The organism is Sporosarcina sp. FSL K6-1522, assembly GCF_038622445.1.
GTDB lineage: Bacteria > Bacillota > Bacilli > Bacillales_A > Planococcaceae > Sporosarcina.
This window is the reverse complement of the sequence record NZ_CP152019.1, coordinates 3,681,650-3,695,957: the sequence shown is the minus strand read 5'-3', so window position 1 is coordinate 3,695,957 and position 14,308 is coordinate 3,681,650. Positions and strand designations below refer to the sequence as shown.

Genomic DNA, 14,308 nt, shown 5'->3' with positions numbered 1-14,308 from the left:
GAAGCGCCTTGGCGCCTGAAGTCTAGACAATAACAGAAACCGATGAACTTAAATCGAACTAAGGGTGGGAACAGAAATGAGACAATCACGAACATTTATCCCAACAATGCGTGAAATACCTGCGGATGCAGATATTAAGTCGCATCAATTGCTCTTGCGTGCGGGATTTATCCGTCAAAATACAAGCGGAATCTATTCATTTCTACCTCTAGGCAAGAAAGTACTGCAAAAAATCGAACGTATTATTCGAGAAGAGATGGAAGCGATTGAAGCGGTTGAAGTATTCCTACCTGCTTTGCAGCAGGCAGAGCTGTGGCAGGAATCAGGACGTTGGGATGCCTATGGGCCTGAGTTATTTCGACTCACAGATCGTCATAATCGAGCATTTGCACTTGGTCCAACACATGAAGAAGTGATTACTTCCCTTGTTCGTGATGAAGTGAAATCCTATAAAAAGTTACCGTTAACGATGTATCAGATTCAGACGAAGTTCAGGGACGAGCAACGGCCGCGCTTTGGCCTTCTTCGTGGACGTGAGTTCATCATGAAAGATGCGTATTCATTCCATGCGACGGAAGATAGTCTTCATGAGAAATACATGGACATGATGCAAGCGTACACGAATATTTTCACGCGACTGGGGCTCAATTTCCGTGCAGTACTTGCAGATGGCGGTTCAATCGGTGGGACAGATACGCATGAATTTATGGCACTGTCTGATATTGGTGAAGATACAATCGCATACAGTGACACATCTTCCTATGCGGCTAATATTGAAATGGCTGAAGTAAATGTGGTTTATGAAAAAGTGGATGAGCCGCTGAAAGAAGTCATGAAGGTAGAGACGCCGGGGCAAAAGACGATTGATGAAGTGACATCGTTCCTAGAGGTTGATGCAACACGTCTTATTAAGACGCTAATCTTTCAAGCGGACGATGAATTAGTTGTCGTACTCAGCCGTGGCGATCATGAGATTAATGCAATCAAGCTTAAAAATGCGCTCGGTGCGACGAACGTCGAGCTTGCGCAAGAAGCAGATGTGTTAAAACTCTTATCGTGTGAGGTTGGGTCGATTGGCCCTGTTAAATTACCAGTTGGCTTGAAAGTAATTGCCGATCATGCAGTTGCGGCTATCGTCAACGGTGTTTGTGGTGCCAACGAAGATGACTTCCATTTGTCGAATGTTAATCCTGAACGCGATTTTGCAGTTGATCGTTATGAGGATTTGCGTTTTATCCAAAAAGGGGATGCATCTCCGGATGGCGAAGGCGTTATTAAATTTGCTGAAGGCATTGAACTCGGGCATATTTTCAAATTGGGTACAACGTACAGCGAAGCGATGGAAGCGACGTTCCTTGACGAAAATGGGAAAGCGAAGCCGTTCATCATGGGGTGTTATGGGATTGGTGTTTCTCGTATTCTGGCGGCAGTTGCGGAGCAATTCAATGACGAAAGCGGCTTGAAGTGGCCGACAAAACTGGCTCCTTTCGATGTGCATCTTGTCGCGGTTAACGTGAAGGATGAAGCGCAACAAGAGCTAGCGGATGAACTGTATGGTGTTTTAAAATCATATCGCTATGATGTCCTGTATGACGATCGACCTGAACGTGCAGGTGTTAAATTTGCGGATTCAGATTTGATTGGCCTACCGGTACGTATTACAGTCGGTAAGAAAGCGTCTGAAGGTATTGTCGAAGTGAAATTTAGACAAACTGGAGATGCGACGGAATGGCAAAAAGAAGAGATTACCGAAAAGCTACAAGCTTTTTTCGGAGTATAATACGTATCAGCGAAGGGAAGGCCGTCTGTCGGTACTTCCCTTCTTTTCACTGAAAGCGGAAAGGAGCTGCTTATGGACGCGAAGAAAAAATTATTCACGCTGCTACAGCAAGTGGGGATGACGGAAGATCAATATGTTGTCCATTTTGAACATGCGGAACTAACCCGTGTCAATATTCATAAAAAGTCGAGAGTATGGCAGTTTAACGTAACCGTCGGCAAACCGTTACCGATTGATGTGTACATGATTTTTTCTCAACGTGTGCGCGAGGCATTTTCAGCGATTGCGACCGTTAAGTTGCATGTAACGTCAACGAATCCCGAAGTAGATGAGCAATTGATGGCGGATTACTGGCCACTAATTATTGAAGAAATTAGTGTGATGTCTCCACCAATTCGGCAACGACTTAGTAGCCAGAAGCCGGTCATGGCAGGCGGCAAGATGACATTGCTTTGTATAAATGATATGGAATTGCAGACGTTAAAAGGAAAGTATGCAGCGTTGCTTGCGGATGTCTACGCTACGTTTGGTTTTGTGAAACCGATTGTCGATTTTAAATTGACGGAGGAAGACAGTGGTGAGGAAGCGGCTCGCCAGGCATTTATGGCACAGCGAGAAGCGGAAGAGGAAGCGCTCGGACAAAAAGCGCTGGCGGATATGAAACAGCGTGAGACGTCTATGAAAGAGAGTGGTGCCACGATTACTGGACCATTCCGTCTCGGTACACCGATTAAGCCGGATGAGCCACTTATGGAAATCCAGCAAATTCAAGACGAGGAGCGTCGCATCACGATTGAAGGGTATGTCTTTGCGACAGAAGTTCGCGAACTCCGCAGTGGCCGCTCGTTGTTGACCATCAAAGTGACGGATTATACGGATTCCATTCTTGTGAAAATGTTCTCACGGGACAATGAAGATGCGGAAATGATGAAGACCTTGAAAAAAGGCGCGTGGATTCGTGCACGTGGTGGGATTCAGAATGATACGTTTGTCCGTGATTTGATTATGATGGCGCAAGATGTGATGGAGATTGCACCAATCATTCGGCAAGACAAGGCGCCGGCGGATCGCAAGCGGGTTGAATTACATGCCCATACGACGATGAGTCAAATGGATGCGGTCGTCTCGGCATCTGCCCTAGTAGGACAAGCGGCGAAATGGGGGCATCCTGCTGTCGCTATTACGGATCATGCCAATGTGCAATCGTTTCCGGAAGCTTACTCAGCAGGGAAAAAGCATGGTGTGAAAGTCATTTTTGGATTGGAAGCGAACTTGGTTGACGATGGTGTGCCGATTGTTTTTGATGAACAGCATCGCAAGCTCGAAGATGATACGTATGTCGTTTTTGACGTGGAGACGACAGGTCTATCAGCCGTCTACGATACGATTATTGAGTTGGCAGCGGTTCGTTTGAAAGATGGGGAGATTGTCGAGACATTTGAACGTTTTGCCAACCCGCACCATCCGCTGTCCTCGACAACGACGGAGTTGACGGGGATTACGGATGATATGGTGAAAAATGCACCTGAAGTTGCAGAGGTTGTTAAAGATTTCAGTGATTTCATTGGCGACTCTATTCTTGTTGCGCATAATGCGAAATTCGATATGGGATTCTTTTATGAGGCGTCTAAGAAGGCGGGATTGCCTGCTGTAACATATCCAGTCATTGATACGTTGGAACTGGCTCGTTTCATTCACCCTGAAATGCGTAATCACCGGTTGAATACGTTGGCGAAAAAGTACAATATCGAACTGACGCAGCATCACCGGGCGATTTACGATACAGAAGCGACAGCACATCTCTTTTTGAAGCTGATGAAAGCGTCTGAAGAGAAAGGCATCGTTTATTTGGATGATTTTAATCGTCATATTGGTGAGGGCGATGCTTACAAACGTTCACGTCCATCGCATTGTACGTTGCTAGCAGTGAATGATGAAGGCTTGAAGAATCTGTTCAAATTGGTTTCATATTCGCATATGGACTATTTTTACCGAGTCCCGCGTATTCCGCGCTCCATGCTCGTCAAATATCGAAAAGGGTTACTTGTCGGATCTGGCTGTGACAAGGGAGAAGTGTTCGAAGGACTTATGCAGAAGTCGCTAGATGAGGTTGAGGAAATTGCTAAGTTTTATGATTACTTGGAAGTTCATCCGAAGCCAGTCTATTCACATTTACTTGAAATGGAATTGATTCGCGATGAATGGAATTTAGAAGACATTATGCGCAAAATGATTAAGCTTGGCAAGAAGGTTGATTTGCCGGTTTGTGCGACAGGCAATGTCCATTATATCGATGAAACAGATGCGACATTCCGTAAAGTGCTCGTTCGTTCGCAAGGCGGTGCCAATCCGATGAACCGGCATGGCTTGCCAGCGGTTCACTTCCGAACAACAGATGAAATGCTGGAAGAGTTCTCCTTCCTTGGCGCACAGGTGGCGGAGGAAATTGTCATTGATAATCCACTTGCCATTTTGGAGAGAATCGGTGATGTCAAGCCGATTAAAGACGATTTATATACGCCGACAATCGAAGGTGCAGATGAAGAAGTACGGGAATTGACGTATTCGATGGCGCACCGAATTTATGGAGAGCAATTACCGGAGATTATTGAAGCGCGTATTGAAAAAGAATTGAAGTCCATTATTGGGCACGGCTTTGCGGTTATTTACCTCATCTCCCATAAACTTGTGAAGCGCTCGTTGGACGATGGTTATCTTGTTGGGTCGCGTGGTTCGGTTGGATCATCGCTCGTTGCGACCATGATGGAAATTACGGAAGTGAACCCACTACCGCCACATTATGTATGTGCAACGTGTAAAACATCGGAGTTTTTTGATGACGGTTCAGTCAGCTCAGGCTATGACTTACCGGACAAAGTGTGCCCTACTTGTGCAACGAAATTTAAAAAAGATGGGCAAGATATCCCGTTTGAGACGTTTTTAGGGTTTAAAGGGGATAAAGTTCCAGATATCGATTTGAACTTCAGCGGTGACTATCAAGCACATGCACATAACTATACGAAGGATCTGTTTGGTGAGGATTATGTGTACCGTGCGGGAACGATTGGTACAGTTGCTGAGAAGACGGCTTACGGTTATGTACGTGGCTATATGAACGATAATAACTTGACGTTCCGTGGGGCTGAGATTGATCGACTCGTGCAAGGTTGTTCAGGCGTTAAACGAAATACGGGGCAGCACCCAGGTGGTATTATCGTTGTGCCGGATAACATGGATATTTTTGATTTTTCTCCAGTTCAGTTCCCGGCAGACGATGTGAATTCAAGCTGGAAGACGACGCATTTTGACTTCCATTCCATCGATAATAACTTGTTGAAGCTGGATATTCTCGGACATGATGATCCGACGATGATTAAAATGCTACAAGACCTTTCGGGCATTGATCCGCTGACGATTCCGCCTGATGATGAAGGTGTTATGGCCTTATTCAGTGGGACATCATCGCTCGGTGTGACGGAAGAGCAAATTGGCTGTAAGACGGGGACGCTTGGGGTACCAGAGTTTGGGACGCGCTTTGTGCGACAAATGTTGGAAGAAACGAAACCATCCACATTCTCGGAGCTTATTCAGATTTCAGGCCTATCCCATGGTACGGACGTTTGGCTCGGCAATGCACAGGAATTAATTCAAAATAAAACCTGCCAACTATCCGATGTAATCGGTTGTCGTGATGATATTATGGTGTACTTGATTTACCAAGGGCTCGATCCATCTATGGCGTTTAAAATCATGGAATCTGTTCGGAAAGGGAAAGGTTTGACGCCGGAATTTGAAGAAGAAATGAAGGCGCAGGGCGTTCCGAATTGGTACATCGACTCCTGTAAAAAGATTAAATACATGTTCCCGAAGGCGCACGCCGCCGCTTATGTTCTGATGGCGCTTCGGATTGCATATTTTAAAGTACATCATCCTATTCTGTACTATGCGACGTACTTCTCGATACGGGCAACGGATTATGACCTCATTACAATGACGAAAGGCTCGGCATCCATGCGGGCACAAATTAAAGAAATCAATGCAAAAGGGTTAGATGCATTGCCGAAAGAAAAGAGTTTACTTACAGTGCTTGAAATTGCACTTGAGATGAGTGAACGAGGCTTTTCCATTGTAAAGCCGGATCTGTATAAATCAGATGCAACGATGTTCCTCATTGATGGCGATATGCTGATTCCGCCGTTTAACTCGATTCCATCACTTGGGACAAACGTTGCCAATATGATCGTTGAAGCGAGAAAGGACGGAGAGTTTCTGTCGAAGGAGGATCTTCAGCAACGTGGACGCGTTTCAAAAACGGTTATTGAATATATGGATACGCTCGGTTGTCTTGAAGGGATGCCTGAGGCTAATCAGCTGTCGTTGTTCTAGCACATTATTTGCGCACTTTTCTAACGTATGGTATGATGAGAACAACTTTTGTAATAGTCTTTGCGCAAAAAGAGTGGGATTTCCCGCTCTTTTCTGTTGTTCTGTACTGTTTTATTGAGATTCCGGGAGGGTTAAGATGAGTAAAATTACAGAAGAAATTGAAAAACTCGTCAGTCCAATTGTAGATGACTTACAGCTAGAACTTGTTGACATCGAATTTGTGAAAGAAGGAAGAGACTGGTTCTTAAGGGTCTATATCGATACACCTGAGGGCAATATCGATATCGATCAATGTGCGCAAGTGAGCGAGAAGTTAAGTGAAGAGCTTGATCGCACAGATCCGATTTCCCAAAACTATTTTCTTGAAGTGTCTTCGCCAGGTGCAGAGCGCCCGTTGAAAAAGGAAGAAGATTTTCAACAAGCAATTGGCCAATATGTCTTCATCAAAACCTATGAAGCGATTGACGGCATGAAGGAATTCGAAGGGTATCTACTCGCATATGGACCAGATGCGCTTGAAGTAGAAGTGCGCATCAAGACTAGAAAGATAACTGTCATCATTGACAAGGAAAAAATTGCGCTAGCTCGTTTAGCTATTGATTTTTCCGCATAATTGAACGTAGGAGTGATTAACTATGAGTAGTGATCTACTCGATGCATTGACCGCCCTTGAAAAGCAGAAAGGCATTTCAAGAGACGTGTTAGTAGAAGCGATCGAAGCTGCCCTTGTGACAGCGTATAAACGCAATTTCAACCAAGCACAAAACGTCCGGGTGGATTTAAACCTAGACAAAGGGACGATGAAAGTCTATTCCCGTAAAGATGTTGTTGAAGAAGTCGAGGATGATCGTTTACAGATCTCTCTTGAAGACGCACAGATGATTAACCCTGCTTACGAATTGGAAGATATCGTTGAGCAAGAAGTAACACCACGCGACTTTGGTCGTATCGCAGCACAAACGGCTAAACAAGTCGTCACACAACGTGTTCGTGAAGCTGAGCGTGGCATCATCTATGATGAATACGTGGATCGTGAAGATGACATTGTCAATGGGATTGTAGAACGCTTTGACGCGCGTAACTTATATGTTGGATTAGGCAAAGTAGAGGCAGTATTGCCTGTTGGTGAACAAATCCAAACGGAAACATATCAACCACATGATCGTATTAAAGTATATATTACAAAAGTGGAACGAACTTCACGCGGACCTCAGGTGTTTGTGTCAAGAACACATCCAGGGCTGTTACGTAGATTGTTTGAAATGGAAGTACCAGAAATCTACGACGGCATCGTTGAAATTAAATCGATTGCACGTGAAGCGGGCGACCGTTCAAAAATTTCCGTTCATACGAATAACGAAGAAGTCGATCCAGTTGGTTCATGTGTTGGGGCAAGAGGTGCACGTGTCCAAACGATTTCGAATGAATTAAATGGTGAAAAAGTCGATATCGTAGAATGGTCTGAAGATCCGATTATTTTCGTGGCAAATGCATTGAGCCCTTCGAAAGTATTGGATGTCCAAGTGAATGAGGAAGAAAGATCGACAATGGTCGTTGTGCCTGACTACCAATTGTCACTTGCTATCGGGAAGCGTGGACAGAATGCACGACTGGCTGCTAAATTGACAGGTTGGAAAATTGACATTAAAAGTGAAACGGATGCCCGTGAACTAGGAATGTATCCGCCTGTTTTTGACGAAACTGTTCAAGAGCAACCGCTTGAAGAACAGGCCGTTGTCTACGAAGACGATCCGTATATCATGAATGATGATGAGGAAGAAATCGACAACGAACCAATCGATTTATATTCGGATAGCGAAGACTGATAGGAAAGGATGCATACACATGACAAACATGAAAAAAGTACCTTTGCGTAAATGCGCGGCAACGGGCGAAATGTTTCCGAAAAAAGAAATGATTCGCATTGTGCGCACGAAGGAAGGGGAAGTTTCAGTTGATCTCACAGGTAAGAAGTCGGGCCGGGGGACATATGTGTCAAAATCCGAAGAAGCCGTTGAAACTGCGCGCCGTAAACGTTCGATTGAAAGTCAACTAGGAGCAGCTGTACCTGAGCAAGTCTATGATGATCTTCTCCATGCAATACGCCGGGAGGCTTTGAAATGACAGATCCGAAAAAGATCTTTCAACTGCTTGGCATGGCCGCGCGTGCAAGGATGATTATTACGGGTGAAGAATTGGTCTTACGTGACGTAAGGTCAAACACTGCACACCTCGTGATTATCGCCGAAGATGCATCTAAAAATACAATGAAAAAAGTAACAGATAAATGTACGTTTTACAACGTTGAGAAGCATGTTTTCGGGAGTCGCGAAGATCTTGGGCATGCAATCGGAAAAGAGTCGCGGGTCGTACTCGCGCTAACGGACGCAGGTTTTGCTAAAAAACTGTCCGGGCTCCTCAACGAATACAACCGGGGGTGGGCTAATGACGAAAATACGTGTACACGAATACGCGAAACAAGTGAATCGGACAAGTAAAGAAGTTATCGATGAGCTTGGAAAAATAAATGTGAGTGTGACAAACCATATGTCGACGTTAGATAAAGAGGCGATTACGAAGTTGGACAGCAAATTCAACAAAAACACGAAGCAAGCAGCACCAAAATCACCTGAACAAAAAGAGAATGCCAAGCCAGCACGTACGGCTAGCAATTCGAATACAGGTCAAGGTGGTCAATCACGCCAAGGCGGCAACCGTCCGGCACAAGGTAGTCAATCACGTCCAGGCCAACAAGGAGGACAAGGTGGCAACCGTCCGGCACAAGGTGGTCAATCCCGTCCAGGTCAAGGAGGACAAGGTGGCAACCGTCCGGCACAAGGTGGTCAATCCCGTCCAGGTCAAGGAGGACAAGGTGGCAACCGTCCGGCGCAAGGTGGTCAATCGCGCCCGGGTCAAGGCGCACAGGGCGGCAATCGCCCAGCACAAGGTGGTCAATCCCGTCCAGGTCAAGGTGCACAGGGCGGTAATCGTCCAGCACAAGGCGGTCAATCACGTCCAGGCGGTCGCGGTGGGCGTCCACCAGCACGTGGTATTAACCAAGGACGCAGAAGATACCGTCCAGCTCCACAACCAAAAGTGGAACTACCATTACCAGAAAAAATTACATTCTATGAATCACTATCTGTCGCTGAACTTGCACAAAAGCTCCATCGTGAACCAGCTGAAATCATTAAAAAATTGTTCATGCTTGGTGTTATGGCAACAATCAACCAAGAACTTGATAAAGATGCGATTGAGCTAATCTGTGCAGATTACGAAGTGGAAGTTGAAGAGGAAATCCGCATTGACGTGACGGATCTTGAAATTTATTTCGAAGAGCCAGAATCGGAAGAAACGGAAACAAATCCAATTGAACGTCCACCAGTTGTAACAATCATGGGGCACGTTGACCACGGGAAAACGACGCTTTTGGACTCTATTCGTAATACGAAAGTAACACAGGGCGAAGCGGGTGGAATCACGCAGCATATCGGTGCGTATCAAATTCAAGAAAAAGGTAAAAAAATCACGTTCTTAGATACACCAGGTCACGCAGCATTTACAACAATGCGTGCACGTGGAGCAAAAGTAACGGATTTAACAATTCTTGTTGTTGCGGCTGATGATGGTGTGATGCCACAAACGATTGAAGCGATTAACCATGCGAAAGCAGCAGAAGTTCCAATTATCGTTGCAGTAAACAAAATGGATAAGCCGACAGCGAATCCTGACCGTGTTATGCAAGAATTGACTGAGCATGGCCTTGTAGCAGAGGCTTGGGGTGGAGATGCAATCTTCGTACCAATCTCTGCATTGAAAGGCGAAGGAATCGACCAATTGCTTGAAATGGTTCTGCTTGTTGCAGAAGTGGGCGAATTGAAAGCTGATCCAAACATTCGTGCACGTGGAACAGTTATTGAAGCACAACTTGACCGTGGTAAAGGATCAGTTGCAACACTTCTAGTTCAAGATGGAACGCTTCATGTAGGTGATCCAATTGTTGTTGGGAACACATATGGTCGAGTTCGTGCGATGATTAGTGATATCGGTCGTCGTGTGAAAGAAGCTGGCCCATCAACACCAGTTGAAATCACTGGTTTAAGCGATGTACCACAAGCGGGTGACCGTTTTGTTGTCTTTGAAGATGAGAAAACAGCACGTCAAATTGGTGAAGCAAGAGCAGGCGAGGCACTGCAAGAGCAACGCGTTGAAAAAACACGCGTAACACTTGATAACTTGTTTGATCAAATGAAACAAGGCGAAATGAAAGAATTGAACTTAATCGTAAAAGCAGACGTACAAGGTACGGTTGAAGCGATGGCAGCCTCATTGATGAAAATCGAAGTTGAGGGCGTTAACGTGAAAATCATCCATACGGGCGCAGGTGCGATTAACGAATCGGATATTTCACTTGCTTCTGCATCGAATGCGATTGTTATTGGCTTTAACGTTCGTCCAGACGTCAACGCGAAGCGTGCGGCAGACGAAGAAGGCGTTGATATTCGTCAACACCGTGTTATCTATAAAGTAATTGAAGAAATCGAGTTGGCTATGAAAGGTATGCTTGATCCTGAATATGAGGAGAAAGTAATTGGCCAAGTTGAAGTACGTGAAACATTTAAAGTGTCTAAAATCGGTACGATTGCGGGAAGCTATGTAACAGACGGTAAAATCACTCGTGATTCAAGCGTCCGCGTTATTCGTGATAACATTGTTATTTTCGAAGGCGAATTGGATACATTGAAACGCTTTAAAGATGATGCCAAAGAAGTGGCAAAAGGCTATGAGTGTGGAATTACCATTAAAAAGTTCGACGATATTAAAGAAGGCGATATTATCGAAGCATTCGTAATGGAAGAAATTAAACGCGTATGATCGTATACGCGGAATGTTGTTTCTTCATTCCGGAGGCGGCTTCTTTGAAAGACAAACGGTCTGTATTGAAACGAATGACGGATCGAGTGAAGAATGCGTATAACGTCTCCATCGCGGAAATCGATCATCAAGACTTATGGCAACGAACGACAATTGCGCTCGTTGCGACAGCTTCATCGAAAGATGCAGCTGAGCGTGAAGTAAGACGGGCAATTCGTTTTCTGGAATCGAATCCTGAATGGGAAATGTCCGAGTTTACGCTCGATTATTACTGATACGGAATCGGGGTGACTATCCATGTCAATGCGTGCTAACCGTGTCGCAGAGCAGATGAAGAAAGAACTTGGTGCAATCATCGGTCAAAAATTGAAAGATCCACGAATCGGTTTCGTAACGGTAACTGATGTCGAAGTGACCGGTGATCTTCAACAAGCAACTATTTTTATCTCCGTTCTTGGGAAAGATTCGGAAAAGGAAGATACGCTGAAAGGGCTCAACAAGGCGAAAGGATTTATTCGCACAGAAATCGGCCAGCGAATCAGATTACGAATCACACCTGAAATCAAGTTCGAAATCGATGAATCCGTTGCCTACGGAAATCGAATCGACTCGCTTCTCAGACAGGTCAAAGACGGACAGGATGACTAAACAAAGAAAAGCGGAAGCGCCTGGTCAGGGGCGTCAGGCATAAGCTAGCTTATGACCCGAGCTCCTAGGCGCTGAAGCTAGACACTAAGAAAAGCGTAGGCGTCTAATCACTGGCGCACGAAGCTAGACAGCAAGAAAAACGGAGGGAGTCGGTGTCCACAAGGACTTTCCGGCTCCCTCCGTTTACATATAACCAGAAGTTTAACTTGATTCAGCAGAAGTACTTATTGCTATAAGTGGTAGGATGAATGCTAAATGGTATTTCAATCAGAGGGAGTTCAAACTCCCGACGCAATTACGCCGAGGCGTAATTGATAATGGAGGAGGCAAATCGAATGGACGGAATACTTCCTCTCTGGAAAGAAAAAGGCATGACGTCACATGATTGTGTATTCAAATTGCGAAAAATTCTTGGCACGAAAAAAGTTGGACATACGGGGACGCTGGATCCAAGTGTTGAAGGTGTGCTACCGATTTGTATTGGACAGGCTACCAAAGTAGCGGAGTATGTGACGGATTCTGGTAAGGAATACGTGGCAGTTGTGTCGATTGGAAAGGCGACTGAAACGGAAGACGCAGATGGTGAAGTCGTCGCTTCGGATGAATCGTTGAAGCAGATTTCAAGAGAACAGATTGAGGAAGCGCTTGCTCAATTGACAGGTGAAATCGTGCAGATCCCACCGATGTATTCAGCTGTAAAGGTCAATGGGCGTAGACTCTACGAATATGCACGTAAAGGGATTGAAGTCGAACGCCCTGAGCGCAGAGTCATGATTCATGAAATCGAGTTACTTGATGCTGTACAATTGTATGAAGGTGAAGAGGTAACGTTCCGCATTCGAGTGGCTTGTGGAAAGGGCACATATATTCGTACGCTGGCTGTTCAAATTGGTGAACTGCTAGGCTATCCGGCACATATGGCATCACTTGTCCGCACAGCTTCAGGGACATATAGACAAGCCGATTGTCGGACGTTAGATGAAGTGCGAGCTTTGCAAGAGGCGGGAGAAATTACAGCAATTATGCGTCCACTTGAAGATGCGCTTACGGATTTTCCATCCATTGAAATTGCTGACGACTTATATGAAAAAGTAGCGAATGGTCAAGTGTTGCCAGAGCATCCGCTACTTCAAAGTGAAGAGTCAATCGTCTTTACGAAAGCGAATAAAGCGATTGCTGTCTATAAGAAACATCCTTCCAAGCTTGGTTTGATGAAGCCTGAAAAGATGTTTCCGTTGAACATGTAAGGGGGAATTATATTGAAGATACACAAATTGCATTATCCCGGAAATGTTGAAATTGAACCAGTTGAACAGTATTCGCTTGCCATCGGATTTTTTGATGGTTTGCATAAAGGGCATCAGGCTGTCATTGGCGGCGCGAAAAAGAAAGCGGAAGAACTTGGCATCCGATCGGCAGTTATGACATTTGATCCACATCCATCACATCTTTTTGGTGGTGGTAAAAATAAGGTTAGCTACATTACACAATATCCAGAGAAAGCAAGATTGCTTGAGGCGATGGGTATCGATACGTTATTTATTGTCACATTCGACATGGCGCTTGCATCCCTGTCACCGGAGAAATTCGTGGACATTTTTATCAAAGACTTGGGCGTTCAGCATGTAACGGCTGGCTTTGATTTTACGTTCGGTTCAAAAGGGGCAGGAACGATGGAACAGATGGCTGCCTTGTCAGGCGGTACTTTTGGAACGACTGTTATCGATAAGGTGACGGATAATGGCGAAAAGGTCGCCTCAACACGCATTCGGCAGCTGTTAGCAGAGGGAAATGTTGAAGAGGCGGCTTTGCTACTTGATCGACCATTTCGGACAGTTGGTACCGTTGTGCACGGCGAAAAACGAGGGCGTTTACTCGGGTTTCCGACGGCCAATGTTCAGCCGGCTGATGATACCGTGTTACCGGCTAATGGTGTCTATGCTGTTCGCTTCACAGTGGATGGTGAAATGCTTGATGGCGTGTGCAGTGTCGGTGTGAAACCTACATTTCATGAGTCGGGTATTCCACCTATCGTTGAAGTGAATGTTATGGACTTCGACGGTGATTTATATGGTAAAGAAGTGGCCGTTGATTGGATTAAGCATTTGCGAAAAGAAGAGAAATTCGACTCGGTAGATGATTTAATTGCACAAATGGTGAAAGATAAGCAACAAGCAAAAGAGCTGTTAGAGATCTGAGGGTGACTGTTGCATTTCAAAAATAACAATGGTATTATAAATAAGTGCCAATGCGCACGAACCATTCCTTGGCAAAACGAGTCACCAACGTTTGCGAGGGAATCGGGGATATTTTGATTTAGGAGGTGAAAAGGATGGCTATTACACAAGAACGTAAACATGAATTGATCAACGAATTTAAAATTCACGAAACGGATACAGGATCTGCAGATATTCAGATCGCTATCCTTACAGAAGAGATCAACAACCTGAACGCACACCTTAGCACTCATAAGAAAGACCACCACTCACGTCGTGGACTTTTGAAAATGATTGGTACGCGTCGTCGCCTGCTTCGCTACCTACGCGAAACAGAAGTTCAGCGTTACCGTGATCTTATTGCTAAACTCGGCCTACGCCGTTAATCGTTAATAAGATGACT

Annotated in this window: 12 protein-coding genes; all 12 read left to right on the top strand. The window is 45.1% G+C overall.

Going from position 1 to position 14,308, the window contains the following annotated elements:
- The first annotated feature begins 76 nt into the window (after window positions 1–76).
- The 12 genes from MKY34_RS18420 to rpsO all read left to right on the top strand — a co-directional run bounded on the left by MKY34_RS18420 (window position 77) and on the right by rpsO (window position 14,291).
- Entirely contained in the window at window positions 77–1,780 is a 1,704-nt protein-coding gene (locus tag MKY34_RS18420) for a proline--tRNA ligase (RefSeq protein ID WP_342512569.1), read from the top strand.
- Between the two features lie 72 nt (window positions 1,781–1,852).
- Window positions 1,853–6,166, top strand: coding sequence for a PolC-type DNA polymerase III (locus MKY34_RS18415; protein WP_342512568.1), 4,314 nt, complete (start codon window positions 1,853–1,855; stop codon window positions 6,164–6,166).
- A 136-nt stretch (window positions 6,167–6,302) separates the two neighbouring features.
- Window positions 6,303–6,779 (top strand): ribosome maturation factor RimP, encoded by a 477-nt coding sequence (gene rimP / locus MKY34_RS18410; protein ID WP_342512567.1) that lies wholly within the window; start codon window positions 6,303–6,305, stop codon window positions 6,777–6,779.
- Between the two features lie 22 nt (window positions 6,780–6,801).
- Complete coding sequence (gene nusA, locus MKY34_RS18405) at window positions 6,802–7,992, top strand: transcription termination factor NusA (protein WP_342512566.1); 1,191 nt, start codon at window positions 6,802–6,804, stop codon at window positions 7,990–7,992.
- A 19-nt stretch (window positions 7,993–8,011) separates the two neighbouring features.
- Window positions 8,012–8,290: a YlxR family protein gene (locus MKY34_RS18400; protein ID WP_342512565.1), complete on the top strand. Its 279-nt coding sequence runs from the start codon at window positions 8,012–8,014 to the stop codon at window positions 8,288–8,290.
- On the top strand, window positions 8,287–8,664 hold the full coding sequence (locus MKY34_RS18395; RefSeq protein ID WP_342512564.1) for a YlxQ family RNA-binding protein: 378 nt from the start codon (window positions 8,287–8,289) through the stop codon (window positions 8,662–8,664). Before MKY34_RS18400 ends, MKY34_RS18395 begins: the two co-directional genes overlap by 4 nt.
- Window positions 8,612–11,041 (top strand): translation initiation factor IF-2, encoded by a 2,430-nt coding sequence (gene infB / locus MKY34_RS18390; RefSeq protein WP_342512563.1) that lies wholly within the window; start codon window positions 8,612–8,614, stop codon window positions 11,039–11,041. Before MKY34_RS18395 ends, infB begins: the two co-directional genes overlap by 53 nt.
- Window positions 11,038–11,316, top strand: a complete 279-nt coding sequence (locus MKY34_RS18385) for a DUF503 domain-containing protein (RefSeq protein ID WP_342512562.1) — start codon at window positions 11,038–11,040, stop codon at window positions 11,314–11,316. Before infB ends, MKY34_RS18385 begins: the two co-directional genes overlap by 4 nt.
- A 22-nt stretch (window positions 11,317–11,338) precedes the next feature.
- Window positions 11,339–11,689 (top strand): 30S ribosome-binding factor RbfA, encoded by a 351-nt coding sequence (rbfA, locus tag MKY34_RS18380; protein ID WP_342512561.1) that lies wholly within the window; start codon window positions 11,339–11,341, stop codon window positions 11,687–11,689.
- Window positions 11,690–12,024: 335 nt separating this feature from the next.
- Window positions 12,025–12,936, top strand: a complete 912-nt coding sequence (gene truB, locus MKY34_RS18375) for a tRNA pseudouridine(55) synthase TruB (protein ID WP_342512560.1) — start codon at window positions 12,025–12,027, stop codon at window positions 12,934–12,936.
- Between the two features lie 12 nt (window positions 12,937–12,948).
- On the top strand, window positions 12,949–13,887 hold the full coding sequence (locus MKY34_RS18370) for a bifunctional riboflavin kinase/FAD synthetase (RefSeq protein WP_342512559.1): 939 nt from the start codon (window positions 12,949–12,951) through the stop codon (window positions 13,885–13,887).
- Window positions 13,888–14,021: 134 nt separating this feature from the next.
- The gene (gene rpsO, locus MKY34_RS18365; RefSeq protein ID WP_342512558.1) at window positions 14,022–14,291 is read left to right on the top strand and encodes a 30S ribosomal protein S15; all 270 of its coding nucleotides are present in this window, start codon (window positions 14,022–14,024) and stop codon (window positions 14,289–14,291) included.
- Window positions 14,292–14,308: the final 17 nt, after the last annotated feature.

Bases quoted from the DNA above. Each gene is read 5' to 3' on its own strand.
- nusA (WP_342512566.1), top strand. From the start codon at position 6,802: ATGAGTAGTGATCTACTCGATGCATTGACCGCCCTTGAAAAGCAGAAA.
- rpsO (WP_342512558.1), top strand. From the start codon at position 14,022: ATGGCTATTACACAAGAACGTAAACATGAATTGATCAACGAATTTAAA.
- truB (WP_342512560.1), top strand. From the start codon at position 12,025: ATGGACGGAATACTTCCTCTCTGGAAAGAAAAAGGCATGACGTCACAT.
- rimP (WP_342512567.1), top strand. From the start codon at position 6,303: ATGAGTAAAATTACAGAAGAAATTGAAAAACTCGTCAGTCCAATTGTA.
- infB (WP_342512563.1), top strand. From the start codon at position 8,612: ATGACGAAAATACGTGTACACGAATACGCGAAACAAGTGAATCGGACA.
- MKY34_RS18415 (WP_342512568.1), top strand. From the start codon at position 1,853: ATGGACGCGAAGAAAAAATTATTCACGCTGCTACAGCAAGTGGGGATG.
- rbfA (WP_342512561.1), top strand. From the start codon at position 11,339: ATGTCAATGCGTGCTAACCGTGTCGCAGAGCAGATGAAGAAAGAACTT.
- MKY34_RS18385 (WP_342512562.1), top strand. From the start codon at position 11,038: ATGATCGTATACGCGGAATGTTGTTTCTTCATTCCGGAGGCGGCTTCT.
- MKY34_RS18400 (WP_342512565.1), top strand. From the start codon at position 8,012: ATGACAAACATGAAAAAAGTACCTTTGCGTAAATGCGCGGCAACGGGC.
- MKY34_RS18395 (WP_342512564.1), top strand. From the start codon at position 8,287: ATGACAGATCCGAAAAAGATCTTTCAACTGCTTGGCATGGCCGCGCGT.
- MKY34_RS18420 (WP_342512569.1), top strand. From the start codon at position 77: ATGAGACAATCACGAACATTTATCCCAACAATGCGTGAAATACCTGCG.